Here is a 16,109-nt window from a genome sequence, read left to right on the forward strand (position 1 = left end):
ATTAGCGATAGATGCGCTTCAACTGACGCTCGGTTTCCGCGATCGCCGTCTTGGCATCCTTGGCGCCGGTGGCGTAGTTGGCGAACATGTCGACCACCAGGAAGTCGGCGATCGCGGTTGCCGCCTTCTCGCCTGGCGTACCGATGCCGGACGCAGGCAACGCGCGCTTGCTGGCTTGGCTGAACACCTGGTTCTTCGGATCCGCGGTCCAGACCGGCGAGTTATCGTAGGCATTGAGCGTGTGGGTAAGATACCCGCGCGCGCCCATCAGCCACTTGTCGTAATTTTCCTTCTCGAGCATGAAGGCGATGAAGGCCTTCGCGGCGTTCGGATATTTGGTGAACTTGAACGCCAGGATCGGAACGCAGAGCTGCAGTTCGGTCGGCTTCCCGATCGGGCCGACCGGCCACAGCGCATGATACGTGTCTTCGGTGAGTTCCTTCTTGGTCGGATCGTCCTTGGCCGCGACATAGATCGAGATGCCGTTGGCGGTGCAATGCAGTTCGCCCGACAGAAACGCCTTGTTGTTCGACGAATCGTTCCACGACGCGACGCCGGGAATGAAGGTCTCGGACAGTGCTTTGCAGTATTCGAGCGCCTTTACCGTCTCGGGCGAGTTGATGATGACCTTGTTGTCCTTGTCGACGGTGTAGGCTCCATGGCCCCACAGGATCCAGTGCAGCCAGGCGTTGGCGTCGCCCGAGGCGTGGCCCAGCGGGAAACCGGCCGGCGTGTTGTTCTTCTTCAGCGCCTTGCACATTTCGAGGAAGCCCGGGAAGTCCTTCGGGAAATCCTTGAAACCGGCTTTTTCCACCGACGATTTGCGGTAGGTCATGTAGCCGCCGATGGTCGCCACCGGGATACCGAGCCAGTTGTTGCCCTGCTTGCAGGTGACCGCCGCAGCTTCGGTCCAGCCGCCGTATTTCTTGCCGAGATAGTCGGCGACATCGTTCAGCTGCAGCACCTGCGCCGGGAACAGTTGCGGCAGCGTGTGCAGGCCCCAGGCAAGGTCGAGACCCGAGCCGGTGTTGGCGGCAACGGAGGCCTTCGGCTGCACGTCCTCGAACGACTCCGAGAACACGTTCATTTCGGTGCCGGTCGCGGTCTTGAACGCGGCGACCATGGCGTTGAACGCGTCGTCCTCCGCCGGCACGAAGCGCTTCCAGCGCATCACAGTGAGCTTGGCGCCGGGCTCTGCCTTCCAGGGCGAGGCTTGCGCCCACGCCTTCGCAAAATCGAGCAATGCCGGTCCGGTCAGCGCGCCGGCCGCCGCCAGCGCGGTGCCGCCCTGAAGCAGAGAGCGGCGGGTAAAATCCTGCATGGTCCATCCTCCCGTTGATTTATAATTTTGACTTTTATTTTTAGGCGTTCAGTCGTTTCCCGGTCTGCTCGTCGAACAGATGCACGAGTGCCGGGTCTGGCTTCAGCCGGACCTTGTCGCCCGGGTTGAATTGGTGACGTTCGCGGAATACGGCGACGACCTGCTCGCCGCCGAGCTTGGCGAACACTTGCGTTTCCGAGCCAGTCGGCTCGACCACGACGATCTCGGCTTCGGCGCCGTCATCGGCGATGGTGAAATGTTCGGGACGGACGCCATAAACGGCGGGCCGCCCTTCCGAATTGGCCGGTGCCGACGCCAGCGGCAGCTTGACGCCGTTCGGCCCCTCAAAGCCGGCGCTGCCGTTCGACTTCACCTGGCCCTTGAGGAAGTTCATCGCCGGCGAGCCGATGAAGCCCGCCACGAACTGGTTGGCCGGGGTGTCGTAGAGCTCAAGCGGGGTGCCCATCTGTTCGACGACGCCGTCATGCATCACCACGATCTTGTCGGCCATGGTCATGGCCTCGATCTGGTCATGGGTGACATAGACGGTCGTGGTCTTCAGCCGTTGGTGCAGTTCCTTGATTTCGGTGCGCATCGCGACGCGGAGCTTGGCGTCGAGGTTGGAAAGCGGCTCATCGAACAAAAACACCTGCGGATCGCGCACGATGGCGCGGCCCATGGCGACGCGCTGGCGCTGACCGCCCGACAATTGCCGGGGATAGCGCTCGAGCAGCGGCGTCAGCGCCAGGATTTCCGCGGCGCGCTTGACGCCGTTCGAGATCTCATCGGCACTCGCGCCGCGCAGCTTGAGCGAGAAGCCCATGTTGTCGGCGACGGTCATGTGCGGATAGAGCGCGTAGTTCTGGAACACCATCGCAATGTCGCGCTCTTTCGGCTGGACATTGTTGACGACGCGATCGCCGATCGAAATGGTTCCCGAGGTGATGTTTTCGAGGCCGGCGAGCATCCGCAACAAGGTCGACTTGCCACAGCCGGAGGGACCGACGAGCACGACGAACTCGCCATCATCGATCGGAATCGATACGCCGTGCAAAACCTCAAAGTTACCGAACGACTTCCGCACGTCGCGAATCTGTACCGACGACATCGAACTCTCTCCCTCATGTTCTGTTTTCTGGCGCCACAGGTTGGCGGCGGCGCCATGCTGTCTTTTCGACTCTAATGCCGGAAGCCGAATTAAACGGGCATCATCATCCGCAGTTTGGCGGTTTTTAGCAATCCGATGGTAGCGCTGTCAATAATTGTTCAAACGTCCAATCTGATGTGATATGAGCGCAAGATGGGACGAAAACAGACAAAGTCTGGTAAAATCCGCCTCACCGAGGTCGCCAAGCTCGCTGGCGTCAGCCCAATCACGGCATCGCGTTTTTTCAGGAATCCAGAAGCGCTGTCATTAAGCAAGCGGGAACGCGTCGATAGCGCCGTGAAGGAACTGGGTTACGTGCCCAATCTCGCCGCGCGTGCGCTGGCCTCGCACCGCACCGAAGTCATCGGCGTCGTCATCCCTTCCCTCACCAACAACGTGTTCGCCGACGTATTGCGCGGCATCTACGATTCTTCCGAAGGCAGCCGCTACACCATCCAGCTCGCCAATACCCGCTACAGCATTCTGCAGGAGGAAAAGCTGCTGCGCCTGTTCCGGGCGCAGAAGCCCGCGGGATTGATCGTCACCGGCATCAACCAGACTGCGGAATCGCGCACGATCCTGGAGTCCATGAATTGCCCGGTCACGCAGATCATGGAGATCGGCGACAGTCCTGTGGACATGATGGTCGGCTTCTCGCATTACGACGCGGCTTTTGCGGCAATTTCGCACATGCTCGAGCAAGGATACCGCCGTATCGGATTTCTCGGCGCGCGAATGGACCCTCGCGTGCAGCGGCGGTTCGAAGGGTATCGTGATGCCATGAAGGGGGCCTCGCTGTTCGATCCGAACCTCATCGTCACCACGTCGGTACCAACCACCGTCACGCTCGGCGGAACTTTGTTCGCCGATCTCCTTGCCCGGACGTCCGACATCGACGCGGTCTTCTGCGTCAACGACGACCTCGCGCTCGGCGTCCTGTTCGAATGCCGGCGCCGGCAAATGTCGGTTCCCGGCGATTTGGCCATTGTCGGCTTCAACGATCTGGAATTCACGGCGTCTGCGGTCCCCTCGCTTACCAGCGTGCGCACCAACCGCTACGAAATGGGCCGGCACGCCGTCACGATGGTAATCGACGCGATCGAGGGCCGTCGCCCGCGGGAGCCGGTTATCGACCTTGGTTTTCAATTGATGGTCCGCGAGAGTTCGACACCGCAAAGTGCTTGATCGCCGTCTCCGGCGTGGGTCGAGCGCAAACAGAAAATGGTAGCGCTATCTTTTGGACCGAACTAGGATCGGGTGGCTCAGGCGGGAGAAGGCATGCGCGTTGCAGCGGATGAAATTCTTGGCATGGTGCATCGCTGCCGTGACTTAAGCCGTCCACGAGTTTGCAGTGCGGGAGGAACCAGTGAAAAGCAAAGACGACAAAACTGCCACCAATGGCAAAGGCCGGAGGCTACGTTCCCTCGAATGGTTCGACAATCCGCATAATCCGGGCATGACCGCGCTCTATCTCGAGCGGTACCTGAACTACGGCCTGACCCGAGAGGAATTGCAATCCGGCAAGCCGATCATCGGCATCGCTCAGACCGGCAACGACCTGTCGCCATGCAATCGGCATCATCTCGAACTAGCGCACCGGGTACGCGAAGGCATTCGCGCCGCCGGCGGCATCGCGATGGAATTCCCGATGCATCCGATCCAGGAAACCGGAAAGCGCCCGACCGCGGCGCTCGACCGCAACCTCGCCTATCTCGGCCTGGTTGAAATCCTGTTCGGCTATCCGCTCGATGGCGTTGTACTGACCACCGGTTGCGACAAGACGACGCCGGCCTGCCTGATGGCAGCGGCGACTGTCAATCTGCCCGCGATCGTGCTTTCCGGTGGACCGATGCTGAACGGCTGGTTCAACGGTGAGCGCACCGGATCCGGCACCATCGTCTGGAAGCAACGCGAACGGCTCGCCGCCGGCGAGATCGACTACAACGAGTTCATCGAAATCGTGGCGTCCTCGGCCCCCTCGGTCGGCCACTGCAACACGATGGGCACCGCCTCGACCATGAACTCGCTCGCCGAAGCGCTCGGCATGTCGCTGCCGGGCTGCGCGGCGATCCCCGCGCCCTATCGCGAGCGCGGCCAGATCGCCTATGAGACGGGAAAACGGATCGTCGAAATGGTCTGGGAGGATCTCAAACCCTCCGACATCCTGACGCGCAAGGCGTTCGAGAACTGCATCGTGGTGAATTCGGCGATCGGCGGTTCGACCAATGCTCCGATCCACATCAACGCGCTGGCGCGGCACATCGGCGTCGAGCTCTCGATCGACGACTGGCAGAAGCACGGCCACGACATCCCGCTCTTGGTGAACATGCAGCCGGCCGGCTTCTATCTCGGCGAGGAATATCATCGCGCCGGCGGCGTGCCGGCGGTGGTGCGCGAATTGATGGCGCACAAGCGCATCCATGAAGACGCGGTGACGGTCAACGGCCGCACCATGGGCGAGAACTGCCGCGAGGCGGCCAAGCCCGATGGCGACGTGATCTGGAGCTATGACAAGCCGCTGGTGAAGGACGCCGGCTTCCTGGTGTTGCGCGGCAATCTGTTCGATTCCGCGATCATGAAGACCAGCGTGATCTCGAAGGAATTCCGCGACCGCTATTTGATCAATCCCAAAGACCCGAATGCATTCGAAGGCCGCGCCATCGTGTTCGAGGGGCCTGAGGATTATCACGACCGGATCGACGATCCCTCGCTCAACATCGACGAGCACTGCGTGCTGTTCATCCGCGGCGCCGGGCCGATCGGCTATCCCGGCGGCGCCGAGGTGGTGAACATGCAGCCGCCGGCGGCGCTGATCAAACGCGGTATCCTCTCGCTGCCGTGCATCGGCGACGGAAGGCAGTCCGGCACTTCGGGTTCACCGTCGATCCTCAACGCTTCGCCGGAGGCTGCCGCCGATGGCGGGCTCGCGATCTTGCGGACCGGCGACAAGGTTCGCATCGACCTCAATAAGGGCGACGCCAACATCCTGATCACGAGCGATGAATTGAAGAAACGTCGCGCCGAGCTGAAGGACAAGGGCGGCTTCCCCTACCCAGCCAACCAGACGCCGTGGCAGGAGGTGTATCGCTCGACCGTCGGCCAGCAGGCCACCGGCGCCTGCATGGAGCTCGCCACGCGCTATCAAAATATTGCGGGCACGGTCGGCGTGGCGCGGGATAATCATTAGCTGATCGCCGTCATTGCGAGCGCAGCGACTTGTCCGCCGTAGCTCAACGAACGAAGGCGGAAGCAATCCACCTCTCCACGCGGGGATAGATGGATTGCTTCGTCGCTTCGCTCCTCGCAATGACCAAAGGATAAGGAGAAGAAAAAATGTCAGACCGCCTGAAGGGCAAGCGCGCCTTCGTCACCGCCGCCGCCGTCGGGATCGGCCGCGCCTGTGCGCTGGCTTTTGCGCGTGAAGGGGCGACGGTGTTCGCCACCGACATCGACGAGGCCAAGCTCGAAGCGCTCAAGGGCGAAGGAATCGCGGAAGTGGCCAGGCTCGATGCCCGCGACAGCGCAGCGGTCGCCGCCATGGCCAGGCGCGCCGGCAACACCGACATCCTGCTCAACGCCGCCGGCTTCGTGCATCACGGTACTGTGCTGGATTGCTCCGACGAAGACTGGGATTTTTCGTTCGACCTCAACGTCAAGTCGATGCACCGCACGATCCGCGCATTCCTGCCGGGGATGCTGGAACAAGGCTGCGGCGCGATCGTGAACATCTCCTCCGCCGCCGGCGTGTTCAAGGCCGCGCCGAACCGCTACGTCTACGGCGCGACCAAGGCCGCCGTCGCCGCGTTGACGCGTTCGGTTGCCGTCGACTTCGTCGGCAAGGGCGTACGATGTAATTGCATCTGCCCCGGCACCATCGAGACGCCCTCGATGCTGGACCGCGCCGCCGCCGCAGGCCCCAACGGCCGCGAGATGTTCATCTCGCGGCAGCCGATGGGACGGCTCGGCACGGCCGAGGAAATCGCTTCGCTTGCCGTCTATCTCGCCAGCGACGAAAGCGCGTTCACGACTGGCGTCGCGCACGTCATCGACGGCGGCTGGACGCTGTAACGCAGGAGAAATCCCCATGAACAAGATCGACCTCAACGGCCGTTGCGCCGTCGTTACCGGCGGGGCGCAGGGTTTTGGCCGCGCGATCACCGAGCGCTTCGTCGCATCCGGCGCGAAGGTCGCGATCTGGGATCACGACCTGCCGTTTGCGGAAAAGACCGCCAGGGAAATCGGCGCGGCCGTCTCGGCCTTCAAGGTCGACGTCTCCGACGTCGCCGCGGTCGAGAAGGCCCGCGACGAAACGTTGAAGGCGCTCGGCAAGATCGACGTCCTCGTCAACAATGCCGGCATCGCCGGCATCAACAAGACGGTGTGGGAGACCGACCTCGACGAATGGCGCAAGGTGCTACGTATCAATCTCGACGGCCCCTTCATCTGCTGCAAGGCGGTGGTGCCGGCGATGCTCGCGCAAAAATACGGCCGCATCGTCAACATCGCCTCCATCGCCGGCAAGGAGGGCAACCCCAACGCCGCGCATTATTCGGCCTCGAAGGCCGGCCTGATCGCGCTGACCAAGTCGCTCGGCAAGGAACTCGCGCAGCACGACATCCTGGTCAACGCGGTGACACCCGCTGCGGCGAAAACCGCGATCTTCGACCAGCTCACGCAGCAGCACATCGATTTCATGCTGTCGAAAATTCCGAAGGGGCGTTTCGTCCTCGTCGAAGAGCTCGCGGCGATGGTCGCGTGGCTCGCGTCGGAAGACTGCGCCTTCTCCACCGGGGCCGTATTCGACATTTCCGGCGGCCGGGCGACCTACTAGCTGGAGCGGGATGCGGTGGAGCGGCACCCCGCATGGCCAGACAAAAAATCGCAAAACAACCCCATGCAAAGTAGAACGGGCTCCGGACATTCGGCGCTCGCGATCATGGACCGGCCGGCGCAGGGCGCCGGCCTGCGGTGGTCGCGATCCAGATGCCGGCGAAGACGGTCACGATGCCGCCAACCAAATTCCAGCGAAGCGGTTCGTCCAGCAATGCCGCGCCCACGAGCGACGCGGTGATCGGATTGACGGTGACCGAGATCGCGACGCGGGTCGGCGTGGTGCGCGCCAGCGCGAATGCCCATAGATAAAACGTCAGCGCGCTGCCGAAGGCGCCGAGATAGAGGGCCGTGAGCCAATGCGGGATCTCGAAAGCCGCAACGGGCGTAAAGCTGCCGCGCGAGTGCGAGATCAGGACAAGGCACAAAGCCCCGACTCCCATGGACACCGTCGTGAAGGGAATAGGCCCGGAGCGGGCGATGAACGGCTTGGACCAGATGCTGTAGAGCGCCATGCAGAGGGCTGCCGCGATCATCAGGAGATCGCCGCGCCAGGCTGCCGGCGGCGCGGAAGCAAGACCCGACAGAAGAGCCAGGGCAACTCCAAGCGTTGCGATCACGACACCGATCGATTTGCGCGCCGTAAGGGCCTCGCTGCCGAGCAGCGCCCCCACGACCATCGTCAGCAGCGGAAGCGTCGACAAGGCGAGCGCCCCCCGCGCCGCCGTCGTGAAAATCAGAGACGCATTGAACAGGATCGGGAACAGCGCGAAGTACAGTACACCCAATCCGGCGACGCCCGACCAGTCGCGGCGCGGTGGCCACCGGCCGCCCTGCAGAAGCGCCGCCGGCAACAACAGCAGAAACCCGATTCCGAACCGGAACGAACCGATCGCCAGCGGATCGATCGCATTCACCAGATAGCGGGTTGCCGCAACCGAAGTTCCGCCCAGACCGCTCGACAGGACCGCCGCCAGCACACCCCACGCCTCGTTCATGTATTTCCCCCTTGCAGCTTGCAGGCAAGGTAGGGAAGGACTAGTAATCAAGGAATGGCATTTCCATGATAGAGGAAATAACGTTTACTTATGAGTGCGCCCCTCCTCGATCCGGATCTGTTGAAGGCTTTTGTGGCGGTGGCCGACAGCCGCTCCTTCACCCGCGCCGCGAGCCAGCTTAACCGGACCCAGTCAGCCGTAAGCATGCAGATCAAGCGCCTGGAGGAGCGCCTTGGCGTGGAGCTGTTCAACCGCACCAAGGCCAATGTCGACTTGAGTTCCGCTGGCGAAGGGCTGCTCGGATACGCGCGGCGCATCCTGACGCTGAACGACGAGGCCGTCGGCAAGCTGCGGGAGCGCAAGATTGAAGGCGTCGTGCGCCTGGGTGTGATGGACGACTACGGCACCTTGATCGTCCCGCCCTTGCTGGCGAGCTTCGTCGCCTGTTATCCGCTGGTCCATGTCGAGATGGAGACAGGACTCACCTCTTCCATGCCCTCGCGCCTCGGCAATGCCTATGACCTCGTGATTGCGATGCACCCGGAGGGAAGTGGCGAGGGTGAATTCCTGCGGCGCGAACAGGCTGCCTGGGCAACCGGCGCATTTCACCCTGTCGAGCAGCAGAACCCGCTGCCGCTTGCGCTTTATCCGCAAGGTTGCCTGTTCCGAAAATGGGCAATCGAGGCGCTCGATGCGGTCAAGCGACCGTGGCGCTTGGCTTTCGTCAGCCAAAGCCTGGCAGCCGTTGAGTCGGTTGCGGCGCAGGGACTTGCGGTGACCGTCGTGAAGGCAGGTACATTTCCGCCGAAGCTGCGCCCTTTGTCGGAGCGCGACGGCATGCCGCGATTACCGGCTGCGGACATTTGCCTGCATCGCACCGCGAATCTGTCACGAGCGGGCGCGCTACTCGCGGATCACCTGCGCTCAACCATCTCAAACCATCTTGATGAAATCTCGGTGAGGCGCGCAACCCGCGACGCCATCCCGATTGCCTTCAACTGAGTGAGACCACGTGAATATTTCATTGTACGCCATCTCGGTCTGGGTGCTCCCGCTCCTCATCGCCATCACCTTCCACGAGGCCGCGCACGCCTTTGTGGCGTACAAGCTCGGCGACAATACCGCCTGGCAGCTCGGCCGGGTCAGCTTCAATCCTTTCAAGCATATCGATCCCTTCGGGACCGTGATTCTGCCGGGCGTGCTGCTGCTGGCGCACTCTCCGTTCCTGTTCGGCTACGCCAAGCCGGTCCCGGTGAATTTCCGGAACCTTAACCATCCCCGACTCGACATGGTCTGGGTGGCCCTGGCCGGCCCGGCCACTAACATCATCCTGGCGACGATCGTGGCGTTTGCCTTCCATGCCCTGCCTTTGGTGCCGGCAGACGCCGCCAAATGGACGGCGGACAACCTCAAAAATGCTTTCCTGATCAATATCGTGCTGGCGATCTTCAACATGCTGCCGATCCCGCCGCTGGACGGCGGCCGAGTCGCCGTCGGGCTGCTGCCGCGGGTGCTGGCATACCCGCTGTCGCGACTGGAACCGTACGGGATGCTGATCCTGATCGGCCTTTTGATCCTGCTTCCCATCATCGGCGCGCAGCTCGGCCTAAATCTTGATGTTATTTCGGCGATACTGCGGACACTGACCGGTTATGTGATCAGCGCGCTTCTCTTCATCACCGGCAACGCCTAAACTTCCGATAGAAAGGCAAAGGACAGGGAAGAACCGCTCGGGCCATGGCGACAAAAGCTGCCGATATGTTGATTGCACGCCGCGCCGATACGCGCGCCAGGGCAGATTTTGCAACCTGGCTAATGATGGCCAAGCTCAACGGATTCTCCGCCCTGCCCGCTGAGGCGCAGAGCTTTCTGGAAGGCTACAGGCAGCTACTGGCGAGGATGACCGAGGCGGACGCATCCGAGGCCACCGTCCAGCTCATATACAAGAGCTATTATGCCGAGATGGGCGGCTCCGGAACGCCACCTGAAATTCCCTCGCGCGCGAGCGAGCCGGCCACCGATACCGGCAATGTCACCGCGTTCCGACGGCCGCCCCCACGGCCCAAGACTGCGGCATCCGGCCCGGCGACAAAACCAAGGCTTCCAGTGGCGCTGATCTTTGCGTGCCTCGCCGTGGTCTATGTCAGTATCCGCTATTACTGGCGCTGACGCCGGGCGTCTTCCGGCGGCGCGATATCGTCGCTTTATGGCCATGCCGCGTAGGAAGGGCCGCTACGCGCATGCTCCAATCGGATCTGTCGGCGATAACTTCCCGGTGACGCGCCGCGGTACTTACGGAAGAAGCGATTGAAATAGGCCGGATCGCGGAAACCCAGACCGGACCACAGCATTATCCGGTCTAGAACTTCGTCTCTGATTGAGTCAGAAGCGTAGTGTCAGCTCTTGGTCTTGACGCGGAAGATCACCGGCAGGGTGAAAGTCAGGCCTTCGTCGGCGATGACAGGCGGAGGCATCGGCACCGGATCGGAGCGCCGCACCATCGCCAGCGCGGCCTCGTCGAAGGCCGTATCGCCCGAGCCCTTTTCGATATCGGTCGAGAGCACGTGGCCCATGCGGTCGAGCGTGAAGCGAATCTGGATCTCGGCGGATTTTTGCTGCCGTTCCTTCGGATACCGCTTGTGCTTGTCGAGATGCGCGACCAGCTCCTTCTGCCAGGTCGCGCGTGCACGCCGCGCGCTCTCGCCGGTGCCGATCACCGGCGCGGCAGAACGCTGTCCTTCCGGCATTTCCTCTGAACTCGGAGTTGCGGTGGCTTCGGAAGCGATCGACTCGGTGGAAGCTTGGGTCTGCACCGCCGCGATCTTCGGGTCGTCCTCTTTCGGCTTCTTGGACTCGTTCTCGGTCACGACCCGGTCGGCCTCTTCGGGCTCGGTCGGCTTGTCCTGCGGCAGATCGGTCTCTTTCACTTCCGCCTTCTGCTCGGCGAGCTGGGGCGATGCCGCGGAAGCATCGGTATCCGGCCCTGGCGGCAAGTCAGTCACTTCGCGGCGTACGGCGGCCATTTCCAGCCCGATCTCGATCGCCGTCGCGCCCAGGGCGTCATCGGCTTCTTCGGTCTGCAAATGGGCGATTGCCAGCGCCGCGCCGCCGACGTGGAGCGCGAGCGCGATCACCGCGGCTGTAATCCAGAGCCGCCGGGAAGGCTTTTGCTGGTCGAGGCCGGTCAAGGTTTTGCCGGCGCAGCTTGCGCCGCCGCTGCATCGGGAACGCCTTCGAGCGCCACCAGCTTGAGCTTGGAATAGCCGCCGGCGCGCAGGATTTCGAGCACGTCCATCAATTCGCCATAGGGCACGGCGCGATCGGCGCGCAGGAAGATGTAGCGCTCCTTGCTGGCATCCGGCATCGTATCGAGCGAGCGCACCAGATCGACGCGCTTAACCATGTTCTCACCGATCGCAACCGAGAGATCCGGCTTGATGCTCACATAAGTCGGCTTGTCCGGCTTCTTCTGCGGCGTCGCGGTTGACGTCGGCAGATCGATCGGCAGGTCGACGGTCGACAGCGGCGCCGCGACCATGAAGATGATCAGGAGAACGAGAATGACGTCGATGAACGGCGTGACGTTGATCTCATGCGATTCCGCGAAATCGCTGTCGTCATCGTGGTCGTGTTCTGCAATCGAGGCGCCCATCGCCTACTCCGCCGCCGTGCGCGAATGCGAGCCGCTGACATGGGTGCGGTCGAGATCGCGCGACAACAGCCGCCCCGCTGCGCCTGATGCACGGCTGACCAGTTCCATGTAGCCCTTGGTCACGCGCGAAAAGTGATTGTAGATGATGACGGCGGGGATCGCAGCGACCAGGCCGATCGCGGTGGCGAGCAGCGCCTCGGCGATGCCGGGCGCCACCACGGCAAGATTCGTGGTCTGCGATTTCGAAATGCCGATGAAGCTGTTCATGATGCCCCAGACGGTACCGAACAGTCCGACGAAGGGCGACGTTGCGCCGATGGTTGCCAGAAGGCCCATGCCGAGCCGGATGCGCCGTGCCTCGGCGCGCACGATTTCGCCAAAGCTCGACGCGGCACGCTCCTTGATGCCGGCATCGCTCGATATGCCGGCCGACAGCCGCGCCTCGCGCATCGCCGCCGCAAGGAAGGACGCCAGCACGCTGCCCTTGGCACCGAGCGTGAATTGCGCTTCCGCCAGCGACCGTGCGTCGGCGATCTTGGCCAGCGCCGAGCGCACCTTGCGCTGAACCACGGTCAGTTCAATCATCTTGGCGATGAAGATGGTCCAGGTCACCAGCGACGCGAAGGCGAGGCCGATCATGACCGCCTTGACCACCACGTCGGCCGACTTGAACATCGTCCACGGCGACAATTCCTTGAGTTCTGCAGCTGCCGCCTTCAGCAATTTGCCCTCGCGCTCCGCCGGCGTGGCAGCCGCGTCAGAAGCTGCGGCCGGCGCAGCCGCCGGCTGTGGCAGCGCAGCCGGAGGCTGCGATACCGCGGGCGCCTGCTGGGCCAGAGGTGCTAGCGGCGCCGCAGGGGTTGTGCCCTGCTGGGCCGACGACGGCCCCGCCAGCGACAGCATCGCCAGCGCCGAGATCACCGCAAATGTCGTTACGCGAGAAAGAAACATGTTCTTCATACTTCGGCCCAGTAGCGGATCAGGTTGTGATAGATGCCGGTCAATTTGACCGTTTCAGGGTCGTCTCGCCCAAGCCGCTCCACCAGGGCCTGGATCGAGGTATCGAGATCGAAGATCAGGCTGCGGGCGTGGGCATCCCGTACCATGGACTGGAGCCAGAAAAAAGATGCCACACGCATACCTCGTGTGACCGGGGTGACCAGATGCAAACTAGACGCAGGATAAAGCACGAGGTCCCCGGCCGCGAGCTTGATCTCGTGGGAACCATAGAGATCCTCGACCACCAGTTCGCCCCCATCATACTCGTCTGGCTCCGACAGAAACAGCGTCACCGACAGGTCGGTCCGGATCCGCATGCCGGTGAGGCGATCTCCCCTCACCGCGTTGTCGACATGGAGGCCGAAATGGTGCCCGCCGGAGGCCACGTAGCGATTAAATAGCGGCGGGAAGATCTGCAGCGGGATCGCCGCCGAGATGAATCGCGGACTGGCTGATAGCGCCGACAGCACGCGATTGCCGAGCGTTCGCGCAACCTCGCCGTCCGGCGGAAGCTGCTCGTTGCGCTTGACCATGGCCGATTGCGCCCCCGCGGTGGAGCGGCCATCCTCCCAGTCGGAGGCATCCATGATGCGGCGGAAATCCGCCACGTCATCTTTGCTCAGCACCTCGGGGACGCATATCAGCACGATCAGAACTTCGCTGACGTAACGAGGTAGAACGCCCGCCCTGGCGCCACCGCGACGAACGGCGTCGCACTGCGGTAGAGCGTGTCGTAATAGAGCTTGTTGGTCAGGTTCTGCGCGTAGAGCTTCATGGTCCAGTTCTTGTCGATCTTCTTCTCGACGAAGGCATCGAAGCGCCAGTAGCTCGGAAGCTCGGTGCCGGTGTTGGCGCCGAAGGTGCCGCCATAGATCTTCGAGCGATAGACCGCCTGCCCGCCAAGCTCCCAGCCGCCGTCGAACTGGTACTTGCTCAACATACTGAAGGATTCATGGGCGATGTTAGCCATCTGCAGTCCGATGTTGGCCGGATTCCCGCTCTGCAACACCTTCGACCTCATCAGCACCAGACCACCGAACACGCTCCAGCGGTCGGTGATTTTTCCGCTGACCTCGAGGTCGATACCCTCAACCTGGTAGGCTGCTCCCGACTCCAGCGTGTTGACGCCGTTCCGGTTCACCGTCTCGCGCGCATTGTCCTTCTCGGTATGGAACAGCGCGCCGGTCACCAGCAGGTGGCGGTCGAACAGCTCCCACTTGGTGCCGATTTCAGCAGCCTTGTTGCGCTCGGGACCAAGGATCGTGGTCGCGTTTGGCGGAACCCCGCCGTAGTCCGTGGCGGTACCATCGAGTTCGGAGCCGAACGGATTGGTCGAGGTCGCATAGGCCGCGTAGAGGCTTCCGATCGGCAGCGGCTTGAAGACGGCGCCGACGTTATAGTTGATGAAATCCGAGTTGACCTTGGCGGATGCCGTGTTGTTCGACGATCGCAGGTCGTAGCCATCGTAACGCACGCCGCCGTTCAGAATGATGGTGTCCTGCCAGTTGGCAGTGTCCATGACATAGAGGGCCTTGCTGTCGACATTATAGCGGGTCGGATTTCCGATCAGTGACGGAAGGGTCGGGAACGGAAGGAACGTGTAGCTCGGCGCATAGATCGACTGGTTCGCCAAGGCGCCGCTCCCAGGAGCCCCCGGTCCAAACGCTTCCGAAGAAAGGCCCGTGTAGCGATCGATCCCGATGCGCTCGTTGGAGACTTCCAGCCCGGCCACCGCCGTGTGCTTGACCGATCCGGTGTTGAACTTGAACGTCGCCTCTTCCTGGTTCGCCAGAATATCGACCCACTGGTTGCGGCTCTGCGGGCTGGCGGTGAACCTCCAATCCCCAGGGTTGGGAAGCACCGTCTGCGGCGAGTTCGGCAGCGTGCCGATGTAGGCCAGCAGCGAGTGCTCTGCGCGGGTCCGGCTGGTCAGCGTGATGCTGTCGGTGACCTTATACTCACCCGTCAGCGTGCCGAAGTCCTGTCGCGCGGTCTGGAAGTCTCGATTGACAAAACCGTACCAATTCTGTCGCGGGATGCCGAACTCGGTGACCGGCCCATTACCTTGCTTGTAGTAGGGCACGCCGAAGTCCGGCAGACCGCTGAGGTCGGTGTGGACGTAGTTTGTCGTGATCTTGATGTCGTTCGTCGGCGTCCATTTGGTCGAGATGAAACCGCCCCAGCGATCATCGGTCACATAGTTGCGACCGGCGACGTTGGCATCCTGGAACATGCCGCCCGTGCGAATCGAGAAGGTCGGGCTGATCACCTGGTTGACGTCGAGCGTGACACGCTTGGTGCGGTCGGTGCCCAACGTGTTCTCGGCATTGTAGAAGTTGCCGTCAGCGGCCTGCTTGGTGACGATGTTGATGGCGCCGCCGGCGGTGCCGCGGCCGGCATAGGACGAAGCCGGGCCGCGGAGGATTTCGATCTGCTCGGTGAAGAAGTTTTCGCGGATCGAGACGGCGGGATCGCGGATGCCGTCGATGAACACGTCGTTGCGCGCGTCAAAACCGCGGATGAAGAAGCGATCGCCGAAGGCGTTGCCGCCCTCGCCCGACCCCAGCGTCACGCCGGCGGTGGAGCGACCGATCTCGCGCAGCGAGGTGATGTTCTTGTCCTGGAGCACCTCCCTTGTGAGCACCGTGATGGTCTTCGGCGTGTTCAACAGCGGCTCCGGAAATTTGCCGGACGCCTGCACGCGATCAGCCTTGTAGGGCGCGGCAGGGTCCGCGTAGGGATCGCGATCGGCGGCCAGGCCGCCCGCATTGGGAAACGGCACGGCGGCGACCTGCGCCGGCTGCGTGCGGCGCGCGGCGCGACGCAGCGCGCTGCGGGCGCGGACCTGATCCGGCGAAGGTTTTGACGCAGCAGGACGCGGGCGAGCGACCGGGGCATCGACCGTCACCGGCGGGAGGTTGGATTGCTGCGCTTCTGCGCCGGAAAATGACGCCACCGCAATGAGGCCCGCGACCGCGGAAACCTTCTTGCCGGAATTGTTTTCAACCGTCTGACCGAGTGAGTAGACCGCCGCTTCAAGGCGAAGCGACCTCGGTGCCTTCACAACATTCATTCACGTGCCCCTGATCAATTTCAATTCGCGGCAAATCGACATGCAGCGAATGGTCCCGCGCGGTCAGTACCGAGCGGAAATTTTGGGGT

General features: G+C 62.6%; 15 protein-coding genes. 7 read left to right on the plus strand and 8 right to left on the minus strand.

All coding sequences use genetic code 11. The features are described 5' to 3' along the window. Position 1 precedes the first annotated feature (1 nt). Together V1286_RS18115 and V1286_RS18120 are read right to left on the minus strand one after the other, a co-directional pair. The gene (locus V1286_RS18115; RefSeq protein ID WP_334481435.1) at positions 2-1,321 is read right to left on the minus strand and encodes an ABC transporter substrate-binding protein; all 1,320 of its coding nucleotides are present in this window, start codon (positions 1,319-1,321) and stop codon (positions 2-4) included. 40 nt (positions 1,322-1,361) lie between these two features. Further along, positions 1,362-2,429, minus strand: a complete 1,068-nt coding sequence (locus V1286_RS18120) for an ABC transporter ATP-binding protein (RefSeq protein WP_334481436.1) — start codon at positions 2,427-2,429, stop codon at positions 1,362-1,364. Positions 2,430-2,621: 192 nt separating this feature from the next. Between V1286_RS18120 and gntR the strand changes: the two genes are divergently transcribed. From gntR to V1286_RS18140, 4 genes are all read left to right on the plus strand, one after another. Next, positions 2,622-3,653, plus strand: a complete 1,032-nt coding sequence (gene gntR, locus V1286_RS18125; RefSeq protein WP_334481437.1) for an HTH-type transcriptional regulator GntR — start codon at positions 2,622-2,624, stop codon at positions 3,651-3,653. A 181-nt stretch (positions 3,654-3,834) separates the two neighbouring features. After that, a complete protein-coding gene (locus tag V1286_RS18130; RefSeq protein ID WP_334481439.1) occupies positions 3,835-5,655 on the plus strand; it encodes an IlvD/Edd family dehydratase in 1,821 nt (606 codons plus the stop codon). Positions 5,656-5,801: 146 nt separating this feature from the next. After that, positions 5,802-6,536, plus strand: a complete 735-nt coding sequence (locus V1286_RS18135; protein WP_334481441.1) for an SDR family oxidoreductase — start codon at positions 5,802-5,804, stop codon at positions 6,534-6,536. Between the two features lie 16 nt (positions 6,537-6,552). Beyond that, the gene (locus V1286_RS18140) at positions 6,553-7,299 is read left to right on the plus strand and encodes an SDR family NAD(P)-dependent oxidoreductase (RefSeq protein ID WP_334481443.1); all 747 of its coding nucleotides are present in this window, start codon (positions 6,553-6,555) and stop codon (positions 7,297-7,299) included. A 103-nt stretch (positions 7,300-7,402) separates the two neighbouring features. Here V1286_RS18140 and V1286_RS18145 read toward each other — a convergent pair whose 3' ends face one another. Next, positions 7,403-8,296: a DMT family transporter gene (locus V1286_RS18145; protein ID WP_334481445.1), complete on the minus strand. Its 894-nt coding sequence runs from the start codon at positions 8,294-8,296 to the stop codon at positions 7,403-7,405. A gap of 90 nt (positions 8,297-8,386) precedes the next feature. Between V1286_RS18145 and V1286_RS18150 the strand changes: the two genes are divergently transcribed. Genes V1286_RS18150 through V1286_RS18160 form a run of 3 tightly spaced genes read left to right on the plus strand, consistent with a single transcriptional unit; the run spans position 8,387 to position 10,465 of the window. Beyond that, entirely contained in the window at positions 8,387-9,298 is a 912-nt protein-coding gene (locus tag V1286_RS18150; RefSeq protein ID WP_108513670.1) for a LysR family transcriptional regulator, read from the plus strand. 10 nt (positions 9,299-9,308) lie between these two features. Then, complete coding sequence (locus V1286_RS18155) at positions 9,309-9,989, plus strand: site-2 protease family protein (RefSeq protein ID WP_334481448.1); 681 nt, start codon at positions 9,309-9,311, stop codon at positions 9,987-9,989. A 44-nt stretch (positions 9,990-10,033) separates the two neighbouring features. Continuing rightward, positions 10,034-10,465 (plus strand): hypothetical protein, encoded by a 432-nt coding sequence (locus V1286_RS18160; RefSeq protein WP_334481449.1) that lies wholly within the window; start codon positions 10,034-10,036, stop codon positions 10,463-10,465. Positions 10,466-10,692: 227 nt separating this feature from the next. Here V1286_RS18160 and V1286_RS18165 read toward each other — a convergent pair whose 3' ends face one another. Genes V1286_RS18165 through V1286_RS18185 form a run of 5 tightly spaced genes read right to left on the minus strand, consistent with a single transcriptional unit; the run spans position 10,693 to position 16,020 of the window. Next, the gene (locus V1286_RS18165; RefSeq protein WP_334481451.1) at positions 10,693-11,484 is read right to left on the minus strand and encodes an energy transducer TonB; all 792 of its coding nucleotides are present in this window, start codon (positions 11,482-11,484) and stop codon (positions 10,693-10,695) included. Then, entirely contained in the window at positions 11,481-11,948 is a 468-nt protein-coding gene (gene exbD, locus V1286_RS18170) for a TonB system transport protein ExbD (protein WP_334481452.1), read from the minus strand. Before exbD ends, V1286_RS18165 begins: the two co-directional genes overlap by 4 nt. A gap of 3 nt (positions 11,949-11,951) precedes the next feature. Then, positions 11,952-12,899 carry a tonB-system energizer ExbB gene (gene exbB, locus V1286_RS18175; protein ID WP_334481454.1) on the minus strand — a complete coding sequence of 316 codons (948 nt, stop codon included), beginning with the start codon at positions 12,897-12,899 and terminating at the stop codon, positions 11,952-11,954. Between the two features lie 5 nt (positions 12,900-12,904). After that, the gene (locus tag V1286_RS18180) at positions 12,905-13,594 is read right to left on the minus strand and encodes a Fe2+-dependent dioxygenase (RefSeq protein WP_334481455.1); all 690 of its coding nucleotides are present in this window, start codon (positions 13,592-13,594) and stop codon (positions 12,905-12,907) included. Positions 13,595-13,596: 2 nt separating this feature from the next. Beyond that, entirely contained in the window at positions 13,597-16,020 is a 2,424-nt protein-coding gene (locus V1286_RS18185) for a TonB-dependent receptor (protein WP_334481457.1), read from the minus strand. Positions 16,021-16,109 lie beyond the last annotated feature (89 nt).

This window comes from Bradyrhizobium algeriense, assembly GCF_036924595.1.
GTDB lineage: Bacteria > Pseudomonadota > Alphaproteobacteria > Rhizobiales > Xanthobacteraceae > Bradyrhizobium > Bradyrhizobium algeriense.